This is a genomic window from Piscinibacter sp. PDB5-1, assembly GCF_056676035.1.
Map to the genome: position 1 here is coordinate 1,140,526 of NZ_JBWVZL010000001.1, position 23,138 is coordinate 1,163,663.

General features: G+C 68.5%; 26 protein-coding genes. 9 read left to right on the forward strand and 17 right to left on the reverse strand.

What is annotated here, in order from left to right:
* Positions 1-5: 5 nt before the first annotated feature.
* Genes AC1KAT_RS05060 through AC1KAT_RS05105 form a run of 10 tightly spaced genes read right to left on the reverse strand, consistent with a single transcriptional unit; the run spans position 6 to position 9,201 of the window.
* Positions 6-398, reverse strand: coding sequence for a cupin domain-containing protein (locus tag AC1KAT_RS05060; protein WP_480323425.1), 393 nt, complete (start codon positions 396-398; stop codon positions 6-8).
* Positions 385-654, reverse strand: a complete 270-nt coding sequence (locus AC1KAT_RS05065) for a phosphopantetheine-binding protein (protein WP_480323427.1) — start codon at positions 652-654, stop codon at positions 385-387. Before AC1KAT_RS05065 ends, AC1KAT_RS05060 begins: the two co-directional genes overlap by 14 nt.
* Before the next feature lie 18 nt (positions 655-672).
* Entirely contained in the window at positions 673-2,331 is a 1,659-nt protein-coding gene (locus AC1KAT_RS05070) for an amino acid adenylation domain-containing protein (RefSeq protein WP_480323429.1), read from the reverse strand.
* A complete protein-coding gene (locus AC1KAT_RS05075; protein ID WP_480323431.1) occupies positions 2,328-3,605 on the reverse strand; it encodes an alpha/beta fold hydrolase in 1,278 nt (425 codons plus the stop codon). Before AC1KAT_RS05075 ends, AC1KAT_RS05070 begins: the two co-directional genes overlap by 4 nt.
* On the reverse strand, positions 3,602-4,099 hold the full coding sequence (locus tag AC1KAT_RS05080) for an N-acetyltransferase family protein (protein WP_480323433.1): 498 nt from the start codon (positions 4,097-4,099) through the stop codon (positions 3,602-3,604). The genes AC1KAT_RS05075 and AC1KAT_RS05080 overlap by 4 nt, the downstream gene beginning before the upstream one ends.
* Positions 4,096-4,563 (reverse strand): hypothetical protein, encoded by a 468-nt coding sequence (locus tag AC1KAT_RS05085; protein ID WP_480323435.1) that lies wholly within the window; start codon positions 4,561-4,563, stop codon positions 4,096-4,098. The genes AC1KAT_RS05080 and AC1KAT_RS05085 overlap by 4 nt, the downstream gene beginning before the upstream one ends.
* Positions 4,560-6,044, reverse strand: coding sequence for a class I tRNA ligase family protein (locus AC1KAT_RS05090; protein WP_480323437.1), 1,485 nt, complete (start codon positions 6,042-6,044; stop codon positions 4,560-4,562). Before AC1KAT_RS05090 ends, AC1KAT_RS05085 begins: the two co-directional genes overlap by 4 nt.
* 29 nt (positions 6,045-6,073) lie before the next feature.
* Positions 6,074-7,306 carry an NAD(P)/FAD-dependent oxidoreductase gene (locus tag AC1KAT_RS05095; protein WP_480323439.1) on the reverse strand — a complete coding sequence of 411 codons (1,233 nt, stop codon included), beginning with the start codon at positions 7,304-7,306 and terminating at the stop codon, positions 6,074-6,076.
* Between the two features lie 19 nt (positions 7,307-7,325).
* A complete protein-coding gene (gene ectB, locus AC1KAT_RS05100) occupies positions 7,326-8,609 on the reverse strand; it encodes a diaminobutyrate--2-oxoglutarate transaminase (RefSeq protein ID WP_480323441.1) in 1,284 nt (427 codons plus the stop codon).
* Between the two features lie 40 nt (positions 8,610-8,649).
* Entirely contained in the window at positions 8,650-9,201 is a 552-nt protein-coding gene (locus AC1KAT_RS05105) for an acyl-homoserine-lactone synthase (RefSeq protein WP_480323443.1), read from the reverse strand.
* 188 nt (positions 9,202-9,389) lie between these two features.
* On the opposite strand from AC1KAT_RS05105, the gene AC1KAT_RS05110 reads away from it, so the two are divergent.
* Together AC1KAT_RS05110 and miaB are read left to right on the forward strand one after the other, a co-directional pair.
* Positions 9,390-9,818 carry a hypothetical protein gene (locus AC1KAT_RS05110; RefSeq protein ID WP_480323445.1) on the forward strand — a complete coding sequence of 143 codons (429 nt, stop codon included), beginning with the start codon at positions 9,390-9,392 and terminating at the stop codon, positions 9,816-9,818.
* 14 nt (positions 9,819-9,832) lie between these two features.
* A complete protein-coding gene (miaB, locus tag AC1KAT_RS05115) occupies positions 9,833-11,203 on the forward strand; it encodes a tRNA (N6-isopentenyl adenosine(37)-C2)-methylthiotransferase MiaB (protein ID WP_480323447.1) in 1,371 nt (456 codons plus the stop codon).
* Positions 11,204-11,210: 7 nt separating this feature from the next.
* On the opposite strand, the gene AC1KAT_RS05120 is transcribed toward miaB, so the two are convergent.
* Positions 11,211-11,492 (reverse strand): hypothetical protein, encoded by a 282-nt coding sequence (locus AC1KAT_RS05120; protein ID WP_480323449.1) that lies wholly within the window; start codon positions 11,490-11,492, stop codon positions 11,211-11,213.
* A 152-nt stretch (positions 11,493-11,644) separates the two neighbouring features.
* On the opposite strand from AC1KAT_RS05120, the gene hemA reads away from it, so the two are divergent.
* The 6 genes from hemA (at position 11,645) to AC1KAT_RS05150 (ending at position 16,862) form a co-directional block, all read left to right on the forward strand.
* The gene (gene hemA, locus AC1KAT_RS05125; RefSeq protein ID WP_480323450.1) at positions 11,645-12,946 is read left to right on the forward strand and encodes a glutamyl-tRNA reductase; all 1,302 of its coding nucleotides are present in this window, start codon (positions 11,645-11,647) and stop codon (positions 12,944-12,946) included.
* A gap of 96 nt (positions 12,947-13,042) precedes the next feature.
* On the forward strand, positions 13,043-14,128 hold the full coding sequence (gene prfA, locus AC1KAT_RS05130) for a peptide chain release factor 1 (protein ID WP_480323451.1): 1,086 nt from the start codon (positions 13,043-13,045) through the stop codon (positions 14,126-14,128).
* Complete coding sequence (prmC, locus tag AC1KAT_RS05135; protein ID WP_480323453.1) at positions 14,125-14,976, forward strand: peptide chain release factor N(5)-glutamine methyltransferase; 852 nt, start codon at positions 14,125-14,127, stop codon at positions 14,974-14,976. Before prfA ends, prmC begins: the two co-directional genes overlap by 4 nt.
* 181 nt (positions 14,977-15,157) lie before the next feature.
* Positions 15,158-15,718, forward strand: a complete 561-nt coding sequence (locus AC1KAT_RS05140) for a hypothetical protein (protein WP_480323455.1) — start codon at positions 15,158-15,160, stop codon at positions 15,716-15,718.
* A gap of 147 nt (positions 15,719-15,865) precedes the next feature.
* Positions 15,866-16,183, forward strand: coding sequence for a Grx4 family monothiol glutaredoxin (gene grxD, locus AC1KAT_RS05145; RefSeq protein WP_480323457.1), 318 nt, complete (start codon positions 15,866-15,868; stop codon positions 16,181-16,183).
* Positions 16,184-16,298: 115 nt separating this feature from the next.
* Positions 16,299-16,862 (forward strand): UbiX family flavin prenyltransferase, encoded by a 564-nt coding sequence (locus AC1KAT_RS05150; RefSeq protein WP_480323459.1) that lies wholly within the window; start codon positions 16,299-16,301, stop codon positions 16,860-16,862.
* Positions 16,863-16,880: 18 nt separating this feature from the next.
* On the opposite strand, the gene AC1KAT_RS05155 is transcribed toward AC1KAT_RS05150, so the two are convergent.
* Together AC1KAT_RS05155 and AC1KAT_RS05160 are read right to left on the reverse strand one after the other, a co-directional pair.
* Positions 16,881-17,525, reverse strand: a complete 645-nt coding sequence (locus AC1KAT_RS05155; protein WP_480323461.1) for a lytic transglycosylase domain-containing protein — start codon at positions 17,523-17,525, stop codon at positions 16,881-16,883.
* Positions 17,522-19,267 (reverse strand): proline--tRNA ligase, encoded by a 1,746-nt coding sequence (locus AC1KAT_RS05160; RefSeq protein WP_480323463.1) that lies wholly within the window; start codon positions 19,265-19,267, stop codon positions 17,522-17,524. Before AC1KAT_RS05160 ends, AC1KAT_RS05155 begins: the two co-directional genes overlap by 4 nt.
* Positions 19,268-19,394: 127 nt before the next feature.
* On the opposite strand from AC1KAT_RS05160, the gene AC1KAT_RS05165 reads away from it, so the two are divergent.
* The gene (locus AC1KAT_RS05165) at positions 19,395-20,027 is read left to right on the forward strand and encodes an RNA pyrophosphohydrolase (RefSeq protein WP_480323465.1); all 633 of its coding nucleotides are present in this window, start codon (positions 19,395-19,397) and stop codon (positions 20,025-20,027) included.
* Between the two features lie 36 nt (positions 20,028-20,063).
* On the opposite strand, the gene proB is transcribed toward AC1KAT_RS05165, so the two are convergent.
* The 4 genes from proB to rplU form a co-directional block, all read right to left on the reverse strand.
* A complete protein-coding gene (proB, locus tag AC1KAT_RS05170; protein ID WP_480323467.1) occupies positions 20,064-21,185 on the reverse strand; it encodes a glutamate 5-kinase in 1,122 nt (373 codons plus the stop codon).
* Positions 21,178-22,269: an Obg family GTPase CgtA gene (gene cgtA / locus AC1KAT_RS05175; RefSeq protein WP_480323469.1), complete on the reverse strand. Its 1,092-nt coding sequence runs from the start codon at positions 22,267-22,269 to the stop codon at positions 21,178-21,180. Before cgtA ends, proB begins: the two co-directional genes overlap by 8 nt.
* Positions 22,270-22,391: 122 nt before the next feature.
* Positions 22,392-22,649 (reverse strand): 50S ribosomal protein L27, encoded by a 258-nt coding sequence (gene rpmA, locus AC1KAT_RS05180; protein ID WP_480323471.1) that lies wholly within the window; start codon positions 22,647-22,649, stop codon positions 22,392-22,394.
* A 33-nt stretch (positions 22,650-22,682) separates the two neighbouring features.
* Positions 22,683-22,994, reverse strand: a complete 312-nt coding sequence (rplU, locus tag AC1KAT_RS05185; RefSeq protein WP_480323473.1) for a 50S ribosomal protein L21 — start codon at positions 22,992-22,994, stop codon at positions 22,683-22,685.
* Between the last annotated feature and the right edge of the window lie 144 nt (positions 22,995-23,138).

Here is a 23,138-nt window from a genome sequence, read left to right on the forward strand (position 1 = left end):
GCCCTTCAGATCTCGTAATCGACCGCGACGCGGCGTTCAGCGTTGAGGTACTGCGACGCGGTGCCGCGGTTCCACCAGAGGGCGTAGAAGACAAACGGTGTGTCGTTCTCGTTCTGCACGTGGTGCGGCACGCCACGCGGCATGACGAACACGTCGCCGGCTTCGGCGGCGAAGCGCTTCTCGCCGATCACCACATCGCCCTGGCCTTCGATGCAGATGAAGAGTTCTTCTTCGTCCGAGGGCTCGTTGACGTGGCGCAGCGTCTCGGTGCGCGGCGCGACCACGCAGTAGGCGCCGCCGAAGGGCAGGTTCAGCCCCTCCCAGGGCAGCAGGCGCGCGCCGTCGAGTCCGTATTCGAACTTCATCGGCAGGGTCTTGGCGGGTCTATGCAGTTCCATGTGCAAGCTCCTGGTTCAGGTCAGAGAGAAAGTCGAACAGTTCGCCCAGGGTCGCGGGGATGCCGCTGTCCTCGCCCACCGCCTTCAGGCTGATGCCGAAGGCCTTGGACGCGTTGAGCATCACGCTCAGCAGCGACAGCGAATCGATGCCGAGGTCGGCCAGCGGGGTGTCGTTGCGCATCGACGCGCCGGGCGGCACGTTCGGTGTCTGCGCCACCACGTGGCACAGCGTGTCGAAGTTGAAGGGTGTGGTCATGGAGGTCCTTCGTCGGGGTCAAGAGCAGGCCGCCGCGGCGGCGGGTTGGGTCAGCCACTGCAGCAGCGCGCGCTCGTCGGTCTTGCCTGTGCTGCCGAGCTGGGCTTCGCTGACGGTGGCCACGCGGGTGGGCACCATGTAGGCGGGCAGGCTGCGCGCGAGCCGCGCGCGGATGTCGCTGTCGCTGGGGCCGCCGTCGTCGGTGACGGCGACGAGGCCGATCCACGCCGAGGCGTCGTCGCGCACCAGGCCCACGGCCACGCGGCGCACGCCGGCGATGCCGATGGCCGTCTGCCGCAGCTCGCCCAGGTGGATGCGGCGGCCGCCGAGCTTCACCTCGTCATCGCGGCGGCCGATGAACTCGACCTCGCCGCGGGCGTTGAAGCGGCAGATGTCGCCGCTCAGGTACCAGCGTTCGCCGTCGACCTCACGCACGGCGCGCGCGGTGGCTTCGGGTTGGCCGATGTAGCCGCGCATCACCTGCGAGCCACCGATCCACAGTTCGCCGGGCACGTCGGCCTCGTGCGGCGGCACGACGCGGCCGTCTTCGGTCACCAGGCGCAGCGCCACGCCGGGCAAGGCGCGGCCGATGGGGTAGGTGCGGCCGCCCGAGGCGCCGGGCACCTCGATCTCGTGGCAGGTGGCGACGATGGTTGCCTCGGTCGGGCCGTAGGCGTTGATGACGCGGGCGCGCGGCAGCTGGCGCTTCCACAAGTCGATCACCTTGGGGTCGCAGACCTCGGCACCGGTCATCACCATCGACAGGTGCGGCAGCAGCGCAGGCGTGATCTCGCGGCCGTCTTCGGTGATGAGGCCCAGCAGGGTCGAGACCGCGATCAGGTGCGTGATGCGCTCGCGCTGCAGCACCTGGCGCATCGCCGCGCCGAGCGCCATGCCGCGGTACTGGTAGACGAAGGCCCCCAGGCTCAGCGGCAGCAGCGTGTCTTCGATCGACACGTCGAAGTAGAACGGCGCGAGGCTGAACACGCGGCTGTCGGCACCGAAGCGCAGCACGGTGTTGTGGTTCGAGAAGTAGTCGAGCAGGCTGCCGCGGCTGATCTGCACGCCCTTGGGCACGCCGGTCGAGCCCGAGGTGAAGATGACGTAGGCGGTCTGCGCCTCGTCGTGGTCACCCGCCGGCGGCAGCACGAGTTGCGAGGCCACGGCGTCGAGGTGGGCGTCGGCGCCGATGTCGATGCCCAGGCGCGGCACGCGCGGCTCGGCCGGCAGCGTGGCCAGGGCCGGATGGCCGGCCTGCGACGCGAGCACCGCGCCGAGCGGCAGCACCGAGAAGGCCGCGTCGAAACGCGCCTTCGGCCACGCCGGGTCGAGCGGCACGTACACCGCGCCCAGGCGCCAGATGGCGAGCGCCGCCACCGGCACCCATGCCGACTTCTCGGCCAGCACCACCACCGCCTGGCCCGGTTGCACGCCGGCGGCGTGCAGGCGCGCCGCCAGGTGCCAGGCGCGGGCCTGCAGTTGCGCGAAGGTGAAGTGCACGCGGCCATCGGCCAGCGCGGGCTTGTCGGGGTGAACGGCCGCGGCGTGGTCGATCAGCTGCGACAGGCGGTAGCGCACGCCACCGGGCGGTTGGTCGTAGGCCCACTCGGGCAGCGGCGCGGCCAGCGTGCGGCCCGATGCGGCCGACGACAAAGAGATCGAAGACAAGGGGCTCATGCCGTGCGGCTCCAGGTGCTGCGAAGGGGGATGCGGGGCGCGGCCCAGGCCTCGGGCGTCAGCAACGCGTCGAGCAAGGCCCACAGGCACAGCGGCTGCAAGGCGTTGACGTAGTGGCCGCCGCCGCGCACGAGCAGGTGGCGCAGCGGCACGGGCGCGTCTTGCAGGCAGCGCAGGGCCTGAAGGTTGCTGACCGTGTTGTCGCAATCGCCCTGGACCAGCGTGACCGGCTGCGTGACGCGCGCCAGCACCTCGTGCATCGGGAAGGCCTCGTCGCGCTGAGTGCGGCGGGCGTAGTTCAGCAGCGACGCGCCGCCGCGGATGGGTGCCGCGAGCAGGGGCGCATCGGCGCGCGGCGACAGCGCGTGGAAGGCCGTCCAGTCGGCGCCCGACACGGGCTGCTTGACCACCGCGCCGGTGTTCGAGCGCAGCAAGATGCCCGACAGCGCATCGGCCAGGTCTTCGTCTTCGGTGACGGCGTCGAAGGCGCGTTCGAGGTTGGCCTCGATCACGGTCGAGGGCTCGTCGTGCCCGACGAAGCCGCGCATCGTGGGCGACAGCAGCACTGCGTCGCTGACCATTTCGCGCCCACGGGCCGCGACGTCGAGCGCGATGCGCCCGCCGTTGCTCCAGCCCAGCAGCAGCGCGTCGCGGGTGCCGAGGTGGCGCAGCACGTCGAGGTACTGGTCGGAGTAGGTGCCGAGGTCGGCGTCGGTCTGGATGCCGCCTTCGAACAGGTCGCCCGGCTGCACATCGACGATGCACAGGCGAAAGCGTGCCGAGGGCGCGTCGAAAAAGGGTTGCCAGAACGACAGCGGAATGCCCAGCGCGTTGATCAGCACCAGCCAGCGCGGTGCGGCGGCGCCCTCGGGCCGCGCGGCCACGGGCTGCACCAGGTAGCGCGGGCCCCCGGGCACCTGGCGCCAGTCGCCGGGCGCGTCGGGCCCGACCACCAGCGGCTCGCCGCGTGGGCCCAGCGGCTGCCAGCAGGCGTCGAGCGCGCCCCGGGCCAGCACCTGGGCCACTTCGGGCAGCAGGTCGTCGTGCGCCCAGCTCACGCCCCACTCGGCGAACTCGCGTTGCGCCAGGGCCAGCGCGGTCAGCGCTTCGTCGGTGTTGCGGCAGGCGCCGCGTTGCACGGCTTCGTCGGCCAGGGCGAGTTCGCTGGCCCGCGACAGGCCGCAGCACACGCCTTGCAGCGAGCCGGCCAGGCGCAACTCGAATTCGCGCCGCAGGCCTTGCAGGCCGGCCATGAAGTCCACGGCGGGCGTCATGCCATCACCTCTTGCGCCACGGCTTGCATGACGGGTTGCTGCGCCACCGGCTGGTAGTAGCGCAGCTTGGCCTTGTGGCTCGCGCCGAGCTTGGCGTAGAAGCGCTGGCCGAGTTCGTTGCTGGCCGGCGTCTGCCACTGGATGAGTTCGCAGCCGCGTTCGCGTGCCAGCGCTTCGAGCCTCTCGAACAGGGCCGCGCCCAAGCCTTGGCCGCGCACGGATTCGTCGAGGTACAGGCAGTCCATGTGCAGGTACTCGCGCGCCTGCCAGGTCGAATATTCGAAGTTGGCGGTGGCGTAGCCGACCGCGCGGTGGCCCTCGAAGGCCATGAAGCAGAAGAGACGTGGCGCGGCACCGAACAGCGCGGCACGCAGGCGTTCGCGCTGGCCGTGCTCTTGCCACGTATCGCCTTCATAGGCCACATGGGCCTCGATCAGCGGCATCAGTGCCGCGAGGTCGTCCGGGCGCGCAGCGCGGATGTTGAATGGGCTCATACAACCCCCTCGTGCACGCGGTCGAGGTAGCCGCGCACGGCGGCGGTCGTGAGTCCTTGCTGCATGGCCTGGACCCACGCGTCGCGCTCGCTCGCCATCACGGCCAGTTCCCACACGCAGGCGACGATGTCGGTGTCGCGCATCGAGTCGAGGCGGCAGCGGCCGTCGGCCTGCAGCTGCGCGCGGTAGACGCGGTGCTTGAGCATGTTGCGGTCGTACCAGCGGCTCACGAGCAGGTAGTCGCCGTCGCGGGCGCGGTGAAAGATGCCGAAGCCGACGCCGTGCTCCAGCGGGTCGCCGGCGGGGTCGATGTCTTGCGCGAGGCTCTTCTCGATGTCGCGCAGCTGCGCCGGGCCGACGGGCTCGCCGCCCACGGTGATGAGGTACCACTTCAGCGTGAGCGCACCGACCTGCCCGAGGCCGAGCGGGCGCGTCGCCCGTTGCTCGTAGTGCGACGCGTTCATGCGCGGCCCCCGATGGCCTGGGCCACCCAGCGCGACAGGCGGGGTGCGTTGGCCTGCACCGACAGCTCGGCGGTGCGGGCGAGGTTGGGGCACAGCGCGGTGGCGACGTGGGCGAAGCTCGCCCACAGCGCGCTGGCCTGCGCCGGCGACGGCGCACGGGCCGCCGCCTGCAGCAGTGCGTTGGTGGCTTCGCCGATGCCGCGCATCGAGAAGCCGCGCAGCCCGCTGGCCTGGCGCCAGTTGCTCACGATGGGCGCCAGGTCGCTTTCGAAGAACGCCACCGAGGCGTCGAAGTTCGCGTCGCTCGCCGACTCCCACGCGGCGCCCTTGAAGGTCGGCCAGAACACCTCGCGGTACCAGGCCTCGAAGTCGAGGCGGTTGAAGTCGGCCTTCTCGTGCTCGGGGCTGGTGGTGGCCGTGTACAGGCGCACCGCCTCGGGCTGGAAGTCGCTGGTGATGTCGCGGATCCAGATCGCGTGGTTGCGGCTGGTCGAGAAGTCTTCGCCGTCGAGCGTGAGAAAGCGGTTCGAGAAGTAGTGCGCCTGCTTCGGGCCGGCCGGGTCGGCTTCGAGCAGCGCGCGGTAGCCCACCGCGTGGCTGTACGAGCAGTCGAAGCCCATGAAGTGGATGAGCTTGGTGTCGGGGCCCCACCAGGCATCGAACTCGTCGCTGCGCTGCGTGTTGGCCAGGTGCTCGCGCAGCGAGGCCTTGTAGCCGGCCAGGCCCGCGAACCAGGTGTGGATGGGTTCGCCCGGGTGGCTGTCGATGGGGATCGCGTCTTCGCCGGGGCGGCTGATGGCCCAGGTCTCGGCGTCGTTGGCGAGCACGGTCTGCAGGTACTCGCGCAGGTGCGGGCGCAGGCTTTCGTCTTGCTCGTACAGCGCGCGCAGGCGGCCGAACGAGGCGCCGAGCCGCCACTGCAGGCGCTCGACCGACTGGCCTTCCATCGGGCCCTTGCACAGCATGCAGGTCATGCCGGTCATCTCGGCGGCAACCGGCGCGCGGGCGCAGGCCTCGCACTGGCTCGCGTCCGACGGGGCGCCGCAGTGGTTGCACGCGCCACGGCCGAAGCCTTCGTAGCCCCACACGTTGCAGGCGTTGCAGCGGTGCACATAGGTGCTCACGTGTTCGACCAGGCCCTGGCGGTCGAGCAGGTTGACGTAGTGCTGCACCTCGGCGAGGTAGGCCGGGCTGCGGTAGGCGTGCATGAAGTGATCGACATCGACCTTGGCCGAACGCATCGACGCTTCGATGGCGCGGGCATTGCGCTCGGCCAGCGCGTAGGGGTCGGTCTTGTCGATGCGGCCCTTGCGCAGCAGGTAGCTCTGGTAGTCGTCCGAGTACGACAGCAGCAGCGTTTCGATGCCGGCCTGGCGCAGGGTGCGCGCGCACACGTCGGCGGCCAGGAAGGGGCCCGACAGGTGCCCGAGGTGCAGGTCGCCGTTGGGCGTGGGAGGGGTGATGGTGACGATGGCGCGCATGGCGGTGTCCTTGGCGTTCAACTTGGCGTTCAGTTCGGGAACGCGGCTTGGCGGATGAAGGCGCGCTGGAACGCACGCGGGTCGAGCACGCGCCCGGTGAGGGCGAGGTAGTCGTCCTGCAGCGCGCCGCTCGCCAAGATGGTTTGGTAGACGGCCTTGAGCGACTCGTTCGAGCGGTTGGCGCGCGAGTCGGCGACGATCCCGCGGGCATGCGCCGGGAAGTACTCGGCGTGCAGCGCCTGGTAGCGGCGCAGGCCCTCGGCGATGCCGGCGGCGGTCGTTTCGCCCTTCGCCTGCGCGTCGGCCAAGCCTTCAGCCAGCCCATCGGCCAGCATCGCGGCGCCCTGCATCGCAAAGGCGCAGCCCACGCCGCTCATCGGGTCGAGCGACATGGCCGCGTCGCCGACGAAGGCGCAGCCGGCCCACACGGGCGAGCGCTCGACGCTGGGGTAATCGGCGTAGCCATAGACCGGCGACAGGCGGCGCGCCGCGGCCAGCGCCGGGAAGCCGGCGATCTCGTCGCAGAAGGCGATCAGCCGGGCGTCGAGTGCGTCGTCGTGGCGCCAGTCGGTCGCGCGCTCTTTGGTGATGTAGAGCGACAGCAGCGCGCGTTCGCCCGACAAGGGGTACAGGAAGGCCATCTCGGGCCCGTGGTTCGCGAAGATCGAGCGCGCCCGGTCGAAGGCCACGTCGCGCACGTCGTAGTAGGCGAAGTAGGTCGCGCGCTGGTTCTCGTGGGTGGTCTCGGGGTTGCCGAGCACCTGCGCGGTCATCGAGCTGCGGCCATCGGCGGCGATGAGCAGGTCGGCCTGCAGTTCGCCGAGCGCGTCGTCGTCGGTGCGCAGGAACCAGCGGTCGCCGGCTTGGCGCATCTCGACGCAGCGGGTGCCGTAGTGCAACTCGGCGCCAGCTTCGATGGCGCGTTCACGCAGCAGCGGGTCCAGCACCTCGCGTTCGATGTTGAGCGCGTAGCGGCCCTCGTGCTCGCTGACCTGGTAAGGGCCGGGCCGGTCGATCCAGCCGGCGGGCGTCAGCAAGGCCGCCTTGGTGGGCAGGCCACCGGCCTGCACCGCGCGCTCGGCCAGCCCGAGCCGCTGCAGCACCGGCATGGCCGAGGGCTGGACGAAATGGGTGCAGAGCTTCTTGTAGTCGGTGGCCCGGGTGCGCTTTTCGAGCAGCACGACCCGGTGCCCCTGTTCGCGCAGCAGGATGGCGGCACTGCAGCCGGCCACCGAGGCGCCTTGGATGACGACGGTCAACACGATGCGTCTCCTGCCCGGCTCAGGCGGCGGCCTGCAGCAGCGGTTCGTCGGTGACGACGGGGGCGAACGCCGCATCGACACACGAGGCCAGCGTGCGCAGGCCCGAGGCCAGCTGCTCTTCGCTGATGGTCAGCGCCGGCATCACCTTGATCACCTGGTCGTCGGGCCCGCAGGTCTCGACGATCAGGCGCTTGGCAAAGCAGTCGGCGGCGACTTGCGCGGCGACGTCGGGGTCGCGGAATTCGAGCCCCCAGAACATGCCGCGTCCGCGCACGGCCTTCAGCTCGCGGTGATGGCGCAGGCGGATTTCGGTGAGCGCCACTTCGATGGTCTGCCCGTGGCGGCGCACGCGCTGCATCAGCGTGTCGTCGGCCCAGTAGGTGCGCAGGGCCTGGGCGGCGCTGACGAAGGCCAGGCTGTTGCCACGGAAGGTGCCGTTGTCTTCGCCGGGCCGCCAGCAATCGAGGGCCGGCGAGATCAGCAGGATGGAGAACGGGAGCCCGAAGCCACTGAGCGACTTCGACAGGCACACCAGGTCGGGCGTGATGCCGGCGTCTTCGAAGCTGAAGAAGTTGCCGGTGCGGCCGCAGCCGGCCTGGATGTCGTCCACGATCATCAGGATGTCGTGGCGGCGGGTCAGCTCGCGCAGCCGGCGCAGCCAGGGCGCCGAGGCCACGTTGATGCCGCCCTCGCCTTGCACCGTCTCGAGCACCACGGCCGCGGGCAGGTCGATGCCCGAGCTGTTGTCCGACAGCAGGCGCTCGAAGTACGCGATCGAGTCCATCTCGCCACCCATGTAGCCGTCGAAGGGCAGGCGCACGATGTGCGGGTCGGCCCAGGGCTGGCGGTGGTAGCGGTTGCCGGTCAGGCCGAGCGACACGCCCGACATGCCGTGGAACCCGTTGGTGAACGCCGCCACGGTGCGCCGGCCGGTGACCTTGCGGGCCAGCTTGACGGCCGACTCGATGACGCTGGTGCCGGTGGGTCCGGTGAACTGCAACTTGTAGGCGAGACCGCGCGGCCGCAGGATGCGCTGGGCGAACAGCTCGATGAAATCCTGCTTGGCGTGGGTGTACAGGTCGAGCGCGGCGCACAGGCCGTCTTGTTCCAGGTACGAAATCAGGCCGGTTTTCAGGGCGGGCGGGTTGTGGCCGTAATTCACCGAACCGGCGGAACTCCAGAAATCTAGATATTCACCGCCCTGGGCGTCGTAAATGACGCTTCCGCTGGCCCGAGAAAATGTTTTCTCGAATTTTCTGCAATATGAACGCGCTTCGGATTCATACATCTGGCTGGCTTGCATTTGCTTTTCCTCCGTTATTCGTGAATGGGTTCGGGTCGCGTCAGTTGACGTCCACCCACAGGGCACACAGCACCTGGCCGTCGTCGCGCACGACCGGCGGGGCCACGCGGTAAGCCTTGACGCCGGCGCGGCGCAACAGGCGCTCGATCGCCACCGGCGACACGGTGATCAGGCGGCGGGCCCCGCGCTTGCGGGCCTCTTCGATGGCCAGCTGCAGCACCGGCAGAAAACCGCCTTCGAGCTGCACCTCGGCTTCGGCGGTGCTGCCGTCGGGCGACATCACCGTGAAGCGCGACAGCTCCCACACGTCCGGCGAGCAGGGCGCCGGCAGGCCGTGCAGCAGTTCAGGAAACACCTCGCCGAGCAGGTAGGGCTTGCTCGTCGGCAGCAGCCGCGCACAACCCCGAACCGATTCACGCAAGGTCGCAGCGACGTACACCGTGTCTTCGCGGTCGAATTGATCGACCTCGTTGCCTTCGGGGCAATCCAAATCCCAGCCCAGGCGCTCGACAAATACCGCGTGCCGGTAAGCCGTCATGGCGCGGTAGGTTTTTTGTCCAATTTGTTCAGCAGTTCCAACGACCAGGTTCATATTTGATCTCCCGTGCTTTCAAATGATTAGACGGGAGGGGGAATAACCCATCAACTGTCAAACTTGACAACGATGAGCAGCACTCGCGGCCGCGGCCGGGCCTCAAGAGCCCCCGGTCGCGGGGCCGGCGGCTACACTTCCGCCTCGTTTTGAGGCAGCCCGCCGGGCCGCCCGCGCCGTCACATCCCGTGCGGCGCCTTCCCTTCAACAGCCACTGGATCTACCCCATGTACCGCTGTGCCCTTGCCTTCTCGGCCGTCCTCTCGGCCCTCGTCGTCACGCTGCCGGCGCAAGCCCAGGTCCAGCGCGGCTTTCCGCAGAACGCCCTGCGGGGCGTCATCACCTTCGGGCAGCCACCCGAGATCACGCTGAACAACGTGCCCACGCGGTTGGCGCCTGGCTCGCGCATCCGCGGCCAGAACAACATGCTCGAAATGACCGGCGCGCTGATCGGCGTGAAGGCCCACGTGAACTACACCTTCGACGCCTCGGGCCTGGTGCGCGACGTGTGGATCCTTCGTCCCGAAGAAGTGGCCGTGAAGCCCTGGCCGGTGACGCTCGAACAGGCGCAGGCCTGGGAGTTCGACCCCGTCGCCCAGCGCTGGACGCGGCCTTGAGCGGGGGACGAGCCATGAGCGACGACACCGTGACCGCCAAGACCGGCAAGAAGGTCTTCATCAAGACCTTCGGCTGCCAGATGAACGAGTACGACTCGGACAAGATGTCCGACGTCATGAAGGCCGCCGAGGGCTACACGCCCACGCAAGACCCCGAAGAGGCCGACCTGATCCTCTTCAACACCTGCTCGGTGCGTGAGAAGGCGCAAGAGAAGGTGTTCAGCGACCTCGGCCGCGTGAAGCACCTCAAGGCCAAGGGCGTGCTGATCGGCGTCGGCGGCTGCGTGGCCAGCCAGGAGGGCGCGGCCATCATCGAGCGCGCGCCCTATGTGGACGTGGTGTTCGGCCCGCAGACGCTGCACCGCCTGCCCGAGCTGCTGGCCAAGCGCCAGCAGCAACGCCGCCCGCAGGTGGACATCAGCTTCCCCGAGATCGAGAAGTTCGACCACCTGCCGCCGGCCAAGGTCGAAGGCGCGACCGCCTTCGTGTCGATCATGGAAGGCTGCTCGAAGTACTGCAGCTACTGCGTCGTGCCCTACACGCGCGGCGACGAGGTCTCGCGGCCCTTCGAAGACGTGCTGACCGAAGTGGCCGGCCTCGTCGATCAAGGCGTGAAAGAAGTGACGCTGCTCGGCCAGAACGTCAACGCCTACCGCGGCACGATGGGCGGCACGGCCGAGATCGCCGACTTCGCGTTGCTCATCGAGTACATCGCCGAGATCCCGGGCATCCAGCGCATCCGCTACACGACCAGCCACCCGAACGAGTTCACGCAGCGGCTGATCGACGTGTATGCCAAGGTGCCGCAACTCGTGAACCACCTGCACCTGCCGGTGCAGCACGGCAGCGACCGAATCTTGATGGCCATGAAACGCGGCTACACGGCGCTCGAATACAAGAGCACGATCCGCAAGCTGAAGGCGATCCGGCCCGAGATGAGCCTCTCGACCGACTTCATCGTGGGCTTCCCTGGCGAGACGCAGGACGACCACGACCGCACGATGCGGCTCATCGACGACATCGGCTACGACGCGTCGTTCAGCTTCATCTACAGCGCGCGCCCCGGCACGCCGGCCGCGTCACTCGCCGACGACACGCCGCGCGAAGTGAAGCTCGCACGGCTGCAGCAGCTGCAGGCCCGCATCGACGACAACGTGCAGCGCATCAGCAAGTCGCGTGTGGGCACGGTGCAGCGCATCCTGGTCGAAGGCCCGTCGCGGCGCGACGCCAGCGAACTGATGGGCCGCACCGAGTGCAACCGCATCGTCAACTTCGAAGGCCCGGCCCGCCTGATCGGCCAGATGATCGACGTGCGCGTGACGCTGGCCTACACGAATTCGCTGCGCGCCGAGGTGATGACCGACGAGCGCGTGGTCACCGCCTGAGGCCGGGTCAGCGACGCGCCGGGCCGAAGGCCGCGAGCCACAGGCCGATGGCGCAGCCGACGACCATGGCCGCGTAGGTGGCCATCTTGCCGTCGCGACCGAAGAACACGAGCCCGGCGATGCTGACGATGGCGGCCAACCCGGCCGACCAGGCCCACAGCCGGCGCCACGGCACGTTGTGCAGTTCACGCCGCCACAGCAGCTTGGTGGCACCGGCCGCGAGGGCGGCCACCCCGACGGCGGGAGCGAAGAAGTTGAGCAGGTGCCACAACGCGTCCAGAGGACCCATGGAATCTCATCAATGCGAGGGATCGGTCAGCCCCCGTCTTGACGGGAATCAAGGCTGATCGGGGCTGGCGTCGGTATCGTGCGAACACTGTCCACGGGGTGGCCTGAGTGGCCCACCCGGCGGGCGAAGGGTCGAATTTTATAATCTGCAACATGAGCGTTTTCGCCCTCGGACTGAACCACACGACCGCGCCGCTGGACCTGCGCGGTCGTTTTGCGTTCAGCCTCGAACAGATCGCGCCCACGCTGCAGGCGTTTCGTGAGCGCGTGGGCCGGCCGACGCTGCGGCCCGAAGTCGCGTTGCTGTCCACCTGCAACCGCACCGAGCTGTACTGCGCCGCCGAGCCGGCCCTGGTGCAACCGGCCATCGACTGGCTGGCAGGCATCGGCGGGGTGGCCGGCAACCAGTTGCTGCACCACGCCTACGTGCTCGAAGGCGGCGCGGCCGCGCGGCACGCCTTCCGCGTGGCCAGCGGGCTCGATTCGATGGTGCTGGGCGAGCCGCAGATCCTCGGCCAGATGAAGCAGGCGGTGCGTGAGGCCGACACCGCCGGCACGCTGGGCACGACGCTGCACCAGATGTTCCAGCGCTCGTTCGCGGTCGCCAAAGACGTGCGCACCTCGACCGAGATCGGCTCGCACTCGATCAGCATGGCCGCCGCCGCGGTGCGGCAAGCCTCGCAACTGTTCGAAGACCTGCAAGAGACCAAGGTGCTGTTCGTCGGCGCGGGCGAGATGATCGAGCTCGTCGCCACGCACTTCGCGGCACGCAACCCGCGCGGCATGGCGGTCGCCAACCGCACGCTGGAACGCGGCGAAAAGCTCGCCACCCGCTTCGGCGCCGAGGCGCTGCGCCTGGCCGACTTGCCCACACGCCTGGGCGAGTTCGACATCGTGATCTCGTGCACCGCGAGTTCGCTGCCCATCGTGGGCCTCGGGGCGGTCGAGCGCGCGCTCAAGGCGCGCCGGCACCGCCCGATGTTCATGGTCGATCTGGCCGTGCCGCGCGACATCGAACCCGAAGTGGCCGAGTTGTCCGACGTGTACCTCTACACCGTGGACGACCTCTCGGCCCTGGTGCAGACCGCCGGCGAGAAGCGCCAGGCCGCCGTCGAGCAGGCCGAGGCCATCATCGAGAGCGGCGTGCAGAGCTTCGTGCACTGGCTGGGCCAACGCGGCACGGTGCCGCTCATTCAAGCCCTGAACGCGCAGGCCGACGAGTGGCGCGCCACCGAGATCGCCCGCGCCCGCAAGCTGCTGGCCAAGGGCGAAGACATCGACGCCGTGATGGAGGCGCTGTCGCGCGGCCTCACGCAGAAGATGCTGCACGGCGCGCTGGCCGAGTTGAACTCGGCCGATGTCGAACACCGCGCGCAGGTGGCGCAGACGGTGTCGCGCCTGTTCTTGCGCAACAGCCCGCGCGACCCGGCCGACGACCCCGAGCGCCAGCGCTAGCGACGCCCCCCGCCGCACCGGCGGGGCTCGCGTGAGCCGTGAGCGCGAGGCGCCGCGGCATCCGGCTCCGTCCTCACCCTGTTTCGGACCGAGCCCATGAAAGACACCGTTCGCCAGCAGTTCCAGCGCCTGTCGTACCGCCTGAGCGAGCTGGACGCGACCCTGGCCGACCCGCAGGTCGCCACCGACATGAAGCGCTACCGCGCGCTGACCAAAGAGCACGCCGAGGTGAGCGGCGTCGTGACGCGCTTCCGCCAGTACGAGCAACGCGAGCGCGACCTCGCGGCCGGCCGCGAACTGCTGGCCGACCCGGACATGGCCGAAATGGCGCAAGAAGAGATCACCAGCGCCGAGGCCGACCTCGCCCGGCTGCACGCCGAGCTGCAGGCCGCGCTGCTGCCGCGCGACCCGGACGATGGGCGCAACGCCTTCCTCGAAATCCGCGCCGGCACGGGCGGCGACGAGTCGGCACTGTTCGCCGCCGACCTGCTGCGCATGTACCTGCGGCACGCCGAGCGCAGCGGCTGGCGCACCGAGGTGATGTCCGAGAGCATGTCCGACCTCGGCGGCTACAAGGAAGTGGTGTTGCGCATCGAAGGCGACGACGTGTACGCGCGGCTCAAGTTCGAGTCGGGTGGCCACCGCGTGCAGCGCGTGCCGGTGACGGAAACACAAGGGCGCATCCACACCAGCGCCTGCACCATCGCCGTGATGCCCGAGCCCGACGAGGCCGAAGATATCCAGCTCAACGCGGCCGATTTGCGCATCGACACCTTCCGCGCCAGCGGCGCGGGCGGCCAGCACATCAACAAGACCGACAGCGCGATCCGCGTGACGCACTTGCCGACGGGCATCGTCGCCGAGTGCCAGGACGACCGCTCGCAGCACCGCAACAAGGCCAAGGCGCTGGCCGTACTGGCCGCGCGCCTGCGCGAGAAAGACCGCAGCGAGCGCGCCGCCAAAGAGGCCGCCACCCGCAAGGGGCTGATCGGCAGCGGCGACCGCAGCGACCGCATCCGCACCTACAACTTCCCGCAGGGCCGCGTGACCGACCACCGCATCAACCTGACGCTCTACAAGCTGGGCGCGGTGATGGACGGCGACCTCACCGAACTGCTGGACGCGCTGCAAGCCGCCCGCGCCGCCGAGCAACTGGACGAGTTGGAAGGGCGCGGCGCGTGAGCCCCGCCCTGCCCTCCGTCGCGCAGGCCCTGGCCGAGGCCGCCCGCGCCGGGCTCGACCGGGTCGATGCCCAATTGCTGCTGGGCCATGTGCTGGGGCAGTCGCGCACCTGGCTGATCGCGCACGACGAGCAGGCGCTTGATGCGGCGCAGGCGGCGCGCTGGCAGGCGCTCGTCCAGCGCCGAACCGCCGGTGAGCCGGTGGCCTACCTCGTCGGCGAGAAAGAGTTCCATGGCCTGCGCCTGCAGGTCGGGCCCGAGGTGCTGGTGCCGCGTCCCGACACCGAAACCCTGGTCGACTGGGCGCTCGACCTGCTGCGCGAGGGTCTGGGCCAGCCCGCACCCCGCGTGGCCGACCTGGGCACCGGCAGCGGCGCGATCGCCCTCGCCGTGAAGCACCGGCACCCGGCCGCGCAGGTGGTCGCGGTGGACGTGAGCGAGCCCGCGCTGTCAGTGGCACGGCGCAACGCCGAGCAGCTCGGCCTGTCGCTTAGATTCGCCCCGGGCGACTGGTGGGTAGCCGTGCCGGGCGAACGCTTCGACCTCGTGCTCAGCAACCCGCCTTACATCGCCGACGGCGACCCGCACCTCGCCGCACTGGTCCACGAGCCGCAGGGCGCGCTGACCTCGGGGCCGGACGGGCTCGACGCCATCCGCCACCTCGTCGCCGCGGCCCCCGGCCACCTGGAACCCGGCGCCTGGCTGCTGCTCGAACACGGCCACGACCAATCGGCGGCGGTGCAAGCCTTGTTGCTGGATCGCGGGTTCGACGCCGTCGCATCGAGGCGTGACCTGGGCGGCGTGGCCCGCTGCACAGGCGGTTGCTGGCGGCGCGTTGTAAGCGCCTGACACAGCCCACCCCGTGCAGGTGTTTCATCGGGAAAGTGACGGAAACAGCGCACCCGCCGGCCGGCCCCGCGGCGTAGCATGACATCCAAGTCGGAGGCCTCGATGTCGAGACCACCGGCCACAGGGACATCGAAAGGTCGCCATGCGAACCGCAAGAACAATCTGCTGGATGGTCGGCGCCATGCTGGCCCTCGCGGGCCCCGGGCTCGCGCTGGCCGATGCTGGCTTGCAAGTCGGCACTTACAACATGGCCGAGTCATGGTCTCGCCTGCAGGGCCGCCTGATGCTGGGCGTGAGCGCCGCATCGACCGCCCAGGACATCGAATCCCCGGCCCGCCTGACCAGCGTCAGCTTGCTGGGCGACTACTACCTGAGCGGCCCCCTCGGCACCCGGGCCGGTGGCGTGCGCGCCACGAGCGGCTTGCTCTCGGGCCCGCGCGGGACGATGTGGGGCAGCCTGTCGTCCGGTGGCGCCTTCCAGATCGAACGCCGGCCCGGCGCCGCGTCGTACCTGCTGGGCGACAACGAAAGCAACACCGTGCCCTACCTCGGCATCGGCTACACCGGCTTGTCGCTGCGCGACGGCTGGGGCGTGTCGGTCGACGTCGGCCTGATGGCGCTGCGGCCGCGGCAGGTCGGGCAATTCGGCAGCGTGCTCAACGGCACGCAGGGGCTGGACGGCATGCTGCGCGACATGCGCCTGTCACCCATCCTGCAATTGGGCATTTCGTACGCGTTCTGAGCGCGCTCGCCCGAGCGCCGCGCCAGTAGCGCATCTCCCGCGCGGCCGCCCGAGTTTGAACCCGCGGCGACCGGCGCGTCGCAACGTTTGCCGTATGCTCCCGCATCCCCATTTCGACCCGCCCGGCGCTCGTCGGGCCTGTGAACCATGAGCGACGTTCAACAACGCATCGACGACCTCGTCAAACAAAACCGCGTGGTGCTTTTCATGAAGGGCACGGCGCAGTTCCCGATGTGCGGCTTCTCGGGCCGCGCGATCCAAATCCTCAAGGCCTGCCAGGTCGGCGACCTCAAGACGGTCAACGTGCTCGAAGACGAAGGCATCCGCCAGGGCATCAAGGAATACAGCGACTGGCCGACCATTCCGCAGCTCTACGTCAACGGCGAGTTCGTCGGCGGCTCGGACATCATGATGGAGATGTACGAAGCCGGCGAACTGCAGCAGGTGCTGGGCACCCCGGCCTGATCGTTTTGCACCGCTTTCGCGTGCGCGCCCTGCGGGCCAAGCGCCTGGCGGCCCCCCTGCCAGTCCGCATCGCAATTGGGAAGCCGTCGATGCACCCGGCGATCAAGGGGCTGGCATGACCCGCCGGGTGGTGGTCGGCCTCACCGGCGCGACCGGGGCGGTGTATGGCGTGAGGCTGCTGACGCGCCTGCGCGAACTGGGCTGCGAGTCGCACCTGGTGGCGAGCCCGGCCGGGCTGCTCAACGTGCACCACGAGCTGGGTCTGGACCGCAAGGCGCTGGAGTCCTTCGCCCACACCGCCTATGCCCCCGGTGACGTGGGGGCCGCCATCGCCAGCGGCTCGTTCGCCACCGACGCGATGGTGATCGCGCCCTGCTCGATGAAGACGCTCGCGGCCGTCGCGCACGGGCTGTCGGACAACCTGCTGAGCCGCGCCGCCGACGTGACGCTGAAAGAGCGCCGCCGCCTGGTGCTGATGGTGCGCGAGACGCCGTTCAACCTGGCCCACCTGCGCAACATGACCGCTGTGACCGAGATGGGCGGCATCGTGTTTCCGCCGCTGCCAGCGTTCTATCACCGGCCGTCGAGCATCGACGAACTGGTGGGCGACACGGTGGAACGGGTGCTGTCCCTGCTGGGCGTCGCGGAAGCGGCACCTCAATCTTGGCAAGGGCTCTGACGGGCTGCTGAGGCCAGGTCAGCCAGCAGGGGGGGTGTAGTCCCACTGCTTGCGCGCACCGAACACGAGGTTCGGATACTCCGCCCGACCACGGCTGCCGTTGTAGCGGCCCAGCGCCATGAAGAGGTCGCCGCGCTCGCGGTCGATGTAGTGGCGCAGGATCACGCAGCCGAAGCGCAAATTCGTTTGCATGTGGAAGAGCCGGGCCGCGTCGCCGTCGCCGATCAGGCGAGCCCAGAACGGCATCACCTGCATGTACCCGCGGGCGCCGGCCACGCTGATGGCGAACTTGCGAAAGCCGCTCTCGACCTGGATCAGTCCGAGCACCAGCGAGGTTTCGAGGCCGGCACGCTTGCTTTCGTACCAGACCGCTTCAAGAAACTCGACCCGCGCGACGTGCTCGGCCTTGCGCTTTTGCAGCCGCCGGCTCATCTCGCCCAGCCAACGCAGGTAGGCAATGCGCTGTTCGATGTTCGGAAAGCTCGGCTTGGGCGGCGCCACGTCCGACACCGCCGCCGACAGCGCTGTGCGTACGGCGTTGGCCAATGGCTCTTCGGCCTGCCGGCCGGCCTGGGCCGCCGGCGCATAGGCCGCCAGAGGGGCCAGCAGCAGCGCACCGCCGAGGCGACGTCTCCCCGGGTCGGGGAGAGGCACCGCGCTCATGCCCCCAGCTTGGCCTTCACGAAGGCCAGCACCTCAGCGGCGGCCACCGTCGAAGCCTGCGCGTCGCGCCGCCCTTGGTACTCGACCTGGCCTTCCTTGAGGCCGCGGTCCGAGATCACCACGCGGTGCGGCACGCCGATCAGTTCCCAGTCGGCGAACATCGCGCCCGGGCGCTCGCCGCGGTCGTCGAGCATCACATCGACACCCAGCGCGGCCAGCTGGTCGTGCAGCGCGTCGGCCGCTTCTTTGACGGCTGGCGTGCGGTCGTAACCGATGGGGCAGACCACCACGGTGAAGGGCGCCATCGCGTCGGGCCAGACGATGCCGCGCTCGTCGTGGTTCTGCTCGATGGCGGCACCGAGGATGCGCGTCACGCCGATGCCGTAGCACCCCATCTCCAGCAGCTTGGGTTTGCCGTTCTCGTCGAGGAAGGTCGCGTTCAGCGGCTTCGAGTAGTTGGTGCCCAGGTAGAACACGTGGCCAACCTCGATGCCACGCTGGATGGCCAGCGGGCCCTTGCCGTCGGGCGAGGGGTCGCCTTCGACCACGTTGCGGATGTCGGCGACGAGGTCGGGCTCGGGCAGGTCGCGGCCCCAGTTCACGCCACGCAGGTGGAAGCCGGCCTCGTTGGCGCCGCAGACGAAATCGCTCATGTTCGCGACCGTGCGGTCGGCGATCACCTTCACCGGCTTGGCGGTCTTCACCGGGCCCAGGTAGCCGGGCTTGCAGCCGAAGTGGTCCTCGATTTCGCCGCCGGTCGCGAAGCGGAAGCCGCCCTTCAGGCCGGGCACCTTGCCGGCCTTCACTTCGTTCAACTCGTGGTCGCCGCGGACCAGCAGCAACCAGACCGTGGTCTTGGCCACGTCGCCCGACTCGGTCTTCTCATCGGTAGCCAGCACCAGTGACTTCACCGTCTGCGTGAGCGGCAGGCTGAGCAACTCGGCCACGTCCGGGCAGGTGCTCTTGTTGGGGGTGGCAACCTTCTCCAGCGCCGTCGCCGGCGCCGCACGCTCGGCGATCAGGGCCACGGCCTCGGCCAGTTCGATGTTGGCCGCGAAGTCGGAGTTCGGGCAGTACACCAGCGCGTCTTCACCGGTGTCGGCGATCACCTGGAACTCGTGCGAGCGGTCACCGCCGATGGCGCCCGTGTCGGCCGCCACGGCGCGATAGGTCAGGCCTAGGCGCTCGAAGATGCGGCAGTAGGCCGAGAACATCGCGTCGTAGCTCTTGCCGGCGGCCTCGGGGTCGCGGTCGAACGAGTACGCGTCCTTCATCGTGAACTCGCGCCCGCGCATCACGCCGAAGCGCGGCCGGCGCTCGTCGCGGAACTTGGTCTGGATGTGGAAGAAATTCTTGGGCAGCGCGCGGTAGCTCCGCAGCTCTTGCCGGGCGATGTCGGTGATCACCTCTTCGCTGGTCGGCTGGATGATGAAGTCGCGGTCGTGGCGGTCTTTGACGCGCAGCATCTCGGGGCCCATCTTGTCCCAGCGGCCCGACTCCTGCCACAGCTCAGCCGGCTGCACGACCGGCATCAGCAGCTCGACGCCACCGGCTCGCACCATCTCTTCGCGAATCACGTTCTCGACCTTGCGAATGACGCGCAGCCCCATCGGCATGTAGTTGTAGATGCCGGCCCCGAGCCGCTTGATCATGCCGGCGCGCATCATCAGCTTGTGGCTGGTCACCTCGGCGTCGGCGGGCGCTTCCTTCTGGGTCGAGACAAAGAACTGTGAGGCTTTCATCAGCGAGATGCTCAGGTGCAAGAACGGGTGGGGAGCAGGTTGCGCGGCGGGTTTGGGGGAAACCCACGGGGCGAGGCCCGTCATGCCGGTGCAATAATGAATTCAACGAAGAATCTGAAGGTTGATTATGCTCGACCGAGACGGGTTCAGACCCAACGTCGGCATCATCCTGCTCAACGCGAAGAACCAGGTTTTCTGGGGCAAGCGCATCCGCACCCACTCGTGGCAATTCCCGCAAGGGGGCATCAAGTACGGCGAAACGCCCGAGCAGGCCATGTTCCGCGAGCTGCACGAGGAAGTCGGCTTGCTGCCCGACCATGTGCGCATCGTGGCACGCACCCGTGACTGGCTTCGCTACGAGGTTCCCGACCACTTCATCCGGCGCGACGCCCGAGGCCACTACAAGGGCCAGAAGCAGATCTGGTTCCTGTTGCAACTGATGGGCCGCGACAGCGACATGAACCTGCGCGCCACCGACCACCCCGAGTTCGACGCCTGGCGCTGGAACGAGTACTGGGTGCCGCTCGAAGTGGTGATCGAATTCAAGCGCGACGTGTACCAGATGGCGCTCACCGAACTGGCGCGCTTTCTGCCCCGCGTGAGCCACCACAACCGCTACTTGCGCTCGGGCATGCGCCCCCACGCGCGCGACGACCTGCCACCGGATGCCGAACCGGCCGAGCGGCCGGAGTTGCCGCTGAGCCCGGCCGCATCTTCCGCGGCGGCGGACGCCTCGCCCAGCCTGCCGCCCAAAATCTGAGGCAGTCGCCTCCGGCGGACCGGGTGGATCGCCGCCTCAGGCGACGACGACGAGGTTGTCGCGGTGGATCATCTCGGGCTCGCCCGTGAAGCCCAGCAGGCGCTCGAACTCGCTCGACGGCTTGCGGGCGATCAGGCGGGCTTCGGAGCTGGCGTAGTTGGTGAGGCCGCGGGCAATCTCCAGACCCGTGTGGTCGCGCACCGCGATCACGTCCCCGCGAACGAATTCGCCCTGCACCTCGACGATGCCGATGGGCAGCAGGCTCTTGCCTTCGTCTCGCAGCTTGGTCGCTGCGCCGGGGTCGATGACCACGGCACCGCGCATCTGCAGGTGATCGGCCATCCACTGCTTGCGCGCCGCGAGCTTCGGGGTGGACGCGACCAGGGCGGTGCCGATCGACTCACCGGCGGCCAGGCGCACCAGCACGTCCGGCTCACGCCCCCAGGCGATGACGGTCGAAGCCCCGCTGCTGGCCGCACGCTTGGCCGCCAGCACCTTGGTGATCATGCCGCCCCGGCCGATGCTCGACCCGGCGCCACCGGCCATGCGCTCGAGTTCCGGCGTGCCGGCTTCGGCTTCGTGGATGAATCGTGCGTTCGGGTCCTTGCGGGGGTCGGCCGAGTACAGCCCCTTCTGGTCGGTCAGGATGACCAGCGCATCGGCTTCGATCAGGTTGGCCACCAAGGCACCGAGGGTGTCGTTGTCGCCGAACTTGATCTCGTCGTTGACGACGGTGTCGTTCTCGTTGATCACCGGCACGACGCGCAGGCGCAGCAGCGTCAGCAGCGTCGAGCGAGCGTTGAGGTAACGCTCGCGGTCGGCCAGGTCGGCGTGGGTCAGCAGCACCTGCGCACTGCCCATGCCGTACTGCCGCAACTGCGTTTCGTAGATGTGCGCGAGGCCCATCTGGCCGACGGCGGCGGCCGCCTGCAGTTCGTGGATTTCTTTCGGCCGAGTCGCCCAGCCGAGTCGCTTCATGCCTTCAGCGACGGCGCCGCTCGACACCATCACCACCTCGCGGCCCTGTTCGGCCAGCGCGGCCATTTGGCGGCACCAGGTGCCGATGGCGTCGGCATCGAGGCCGCGCCCTTCGTTCGTCACCAGGCTGGACCCGACCTTGACGACGATGCGTCGGGCGTTCTTCAAAGCATCACTCATGGGCAGTCGCAGTTCCCGGGGTGGCCTCTGGGGGAGTGTCGAAACGCGGATCAGGATCGTCCGGCACGACGTTCTTCAGCTTCGACACGTGCTGGTAGATCGCGTGGATGAGCCCTTCGCAACCCTCGCGCGTCAGGGCCGAAATCTGGAACACCGGCCCCTTCCACTTGTAGCGCTTGACGAAGTCCTTCACGCGCTTTTCGCGCTCTTCGAGCGGCACCATGTCCAGCTTGTTGAGCACGAGCCAGCGCGGCTTGTCGTAGAGCGACTGGTCGTACTTCTTCAGCTCAGCGACGATGGCCTTGGCCTGAGCCACCGGATCGATGCTGTCGTCGAACGGGGCCATGTCCACCACATGCAGCAGCAGGTGCGTGCGCTGCAGGTGGCGCAAAAAGAGGTGCCCCAGACCGGCGCCCTCGGCCGCACCTTCGATGAGCCCGGGGATGTCCGCGACGACAAAGCTCTGTTCGGGGGCCACGCGCACCACGCCCAGGTTCGGATGCAGCGTGGTGAAGGGGTAGTCGGCGATCTTCGGCCGGGCGTTCGAGATCGCGGCGATCAGCGTCGATTTGCCGGCGTTCGGCATGCCGAGCAAGCCGACATCGGCCAGCACGCGCAATTCGAGCTTCAGCTTGAGTTGCTCGCCGGGCCAGCCGGGCGTCTTCTGTCGGGGCGCACGGTTGGTGCTGGTCTTGAAGTGCAGGTTGCCGAAGCCGCCATCGCCACCCTTGGCGAGCAGCACCTTCTCGTCCGGCACCAGCAGTTCCGCCACCACAGCACCGGTTTCGACATTGGTGATGATGGTGCCGACCGGCATGCGCAGCACGATGTCGTCGGCGGCCGCGCCGTACTGGTCGGAACCACGCCCATGCTCGCCGCTGCGCGCTTCGTGGCGGCGCGAATAGCGGAAGTCCACCAGCGTGTTCAGGTTCCGGTCGGCCACGGCGTAGACGCTGCCACCCCGGCCGCCGTCGCCTCCATTGGGCCCACCAAACGGAATGAACTTCTCACGGCGGAAGCTCATGCAGCCGTTGCCGCCATTGCCTGCCACCACGTCAATGGTGGCTTCGTCAACGAATTTCATGACTGTGTGTGCCTGACCTTGCCGCCAGCACCCATGTTATTGCAGCAGCCCACCGAAGCCACCAAAAAGCAAAGCCCCGGCGAGCCGGGGCTTTCAGACGGTGTGCGACGAACCGGCTGCGATCAAGCCGTCTCGATGCTGATCGTGGCGCGGTTCTGCGGGCCCTTCACACCAAAGCTCACGACGCCATCGGCGAGCGCGAACAAGGTGTGGTCACGGCCAATGCCCACGTTGCGGCCGGCGTGGAACTTGGTACCACGCTGACGCACGAGGATCGAACCGGCCAAGACGGATTCACCGCCGTAGGCCTTCACGCCGAGCATCTTTGGTTGGGAATCGCGGCCGTTCCGGGTGGAACCGCCGCCTTTTTTCTGTGCCATGGTCTAGCTCCTGAAACTTGGTTGGCTCAGAAATCAGGCGTTGACCGCGCTGATTTCGATCTCGGTGAAGTTTTGGCGATGGCCTTGGCGCTTCTGGTAGTGCTTGCGACGGCGCATTTTGAAAATGCGCACTTTGTCATGCCTGCCATGCGCCACCACCGTGGCCTTGATGCTTGCACCCGCTACCAAGGGAGTCCCGACTTTCAAGTCCGCGCCGTTTCCGACAGCCAGCACTTGGTCGATCGTGATCTCTTGGCCAACATCCGCAGCTATCTGTTCTACCTTGATCTTTTCGCCTGCAGCAACTTTGTATTGTTTGCCGCCGGTTTTTATGACCGCGTACATATCAGCCCTTTCATCAAATCTTCGAGCCACAAACACCCGAAGTCTCCGCAGAACGCGAAGCCCGCGAGTCTACCATGGGGCAGGCTCGAAGCCAAATCCGCCCGAACCCGGCTCGACCCGGCGACAGGCACCTCGGTCGGCCTT

Excerpts from the sequence above, each read along its gene's own strand:
- AC1KAT_RS05120 (WP_480323449.1), bottom strand. The coding sequence starts at position 11,492 with ATGGGTCCTCTGGACGCGTTGTGGCACCTGCTCAACTTCTTCGCTCCC.
- AC1KAT_RS05150 (WP_480323459.1), top strand. The coding sequence starts at position 16,299 with ATGACCCGCCGGGTGGTGGTCGGCCTCACCGGCGCGACCGGGGCGGTG.
- miaB (WP_480323447.1), top strand. The coding sequence starts at position 9,833 with ATGAGCGACGACACCGTGACCGCCAAGACCGGCAAGAAGGTCTTCATC.
- rplU (WP_480323473.1), bottom strand. The coding sequence starts at position 22,994 with ATGTACGCGGTCATAAAAACCGGCGGCAAACAATACAAAGTTGCTGCA.
- prfA (WP_480323451.1), top strand. The coding sequence starts at position 13,043 with ATGAAAGACACCGTTCGCCAGCAGTTCCAGCGCCTGTCGTACCGCCTG.
- AC1KAT_RS05075 (WP_480323431.1), bottom strand. The coding sequence starts at position 3,605 with ATGACGCCCGCCGTGGACTTCATGGCCGGCCTGCAAGGCCTGCGGCGC.
- rpmA (WP_480323471.1), bottom strand. The coding sequence starts at position 22,649 with ATGGCACAGAAAAAAGGCGGCGGTTCCACCCGGAACGGCCGCGATTCC.
- cgtA (WP_480323469.1), bottom strand. The coding sequence starts at position 22,269 with ATGAAATTCGTTGACGAAGCCACCATTGACGTGGTGGCAGGCAATGGC.
- proB (WP_480323467.1), bottom strand. The coding sequence starts at position 21,185 with ATGAGTGATGCTTTGAAGAACGCCCGACGCATCGTCGTCAAGGTCGGG.
- ectB (WP_480323441.1), bottom strand. The coding sequence starts at position 8,609 with ATGCAAGCCAGCCAGATGTATGAATCCGAAGCGCGTTCATATTGCAGA.
- AC1KAT_RS05070 (WP_480323429.1), bottom strand. The coding sequence starts at position 2,331 with ATGAGCCCCTTGTCTTCGATCTCTTTGTCGTCGGCCGCATCGGGCCGC.
- AC1KAT_RS05080 (WP_480323433.1), bottom strand. The coding sequence starts at position 4,099 with ATGAGCCCATTCAACATCCGCGCTGCGCGCCCGGACGACCTCGCGGCA.
- AC1KAT_RS05165 (WP_480323465.1), top strand. The coding sequence starts at position 19,395 with ATGCTCGACCGAGACGGGTTCAGACCCAACGTCGGCATCATCCTGCTC.
- AC1KAT_RS05160 (WP_480323463.1), bottom strand. The coding sequence starts at position 19,267 with ATGAAAGCCTCACAGTTCTTTGTCTCGACCCAGAAGGAAGCGCCCGCC.
- AC1KAT_RS05085 (WP_480323435.1), bottom strand. The coding sequence starts at position 4,563 with ATGAACGCGTCGCACTACGAGCAACGGGCGACGCGCCCGCTCGGCCTC.
- AC1KAT_RS05140 (WP_480323455.1), top strand. The coding sequence starts at position 15,158 with ATGCTGGCCCTCGCGGGCCCCGGGCTCGCGCTGGCCGATGCTGGCTTG.
- grxD (WP_480323457.1), top strand. The coding sequence starts at position 15,866 with ATGAGCGACGTTCAACAACGCATCGACGACCTCGTCAAACAAAACCGC.
- AC1KAT_RS05090 (WP_480323437.1), bottom strand. The coding sequence starts at position 6,044 with ATGCGCGCCATCGTCACCATCACCCCTCCCACGCCCAACGGCGACCTG.
- AC1KAT_RS05060 (WP_480323425.1), bottom strand. The coding sequence starts at position 398 with ATGGAACTGCATAGACCCGCCAAGACCCTGCCGATGAAGTTCGAATAC.
- AC1KAT_RS05155 (WP_480323461.1), bottom strand. The coding sequence starts at position 17,525 with ATGAGCGCGGTGCCTCTCCCCGACCCGGGGAGACGTCGCCTCGGCGGT.
- AC1KAT_RS05065 (WP_480323427.1), bottom strand. The coding sequence starts at position 654 with ATGACCACACCCTTCAACTTCGACACGCTGTGCCACGTGGTGGCGCAG.
- AC1KAT_RS05105 (WP_480323443.1), bottom strand. The coding sequence starts at position 9,201 with ATGAACCTGGTCGTTGGAACTGCTGAACAAATTGGACAAAAAACCTAC.
- hemA (WP_480323450.1), top strand. The coding sequence starts at position 11,645 with ATGAGCGTTTTCGCCCTCGGACTGAACCACACGACCGCGCCGCTGGAC.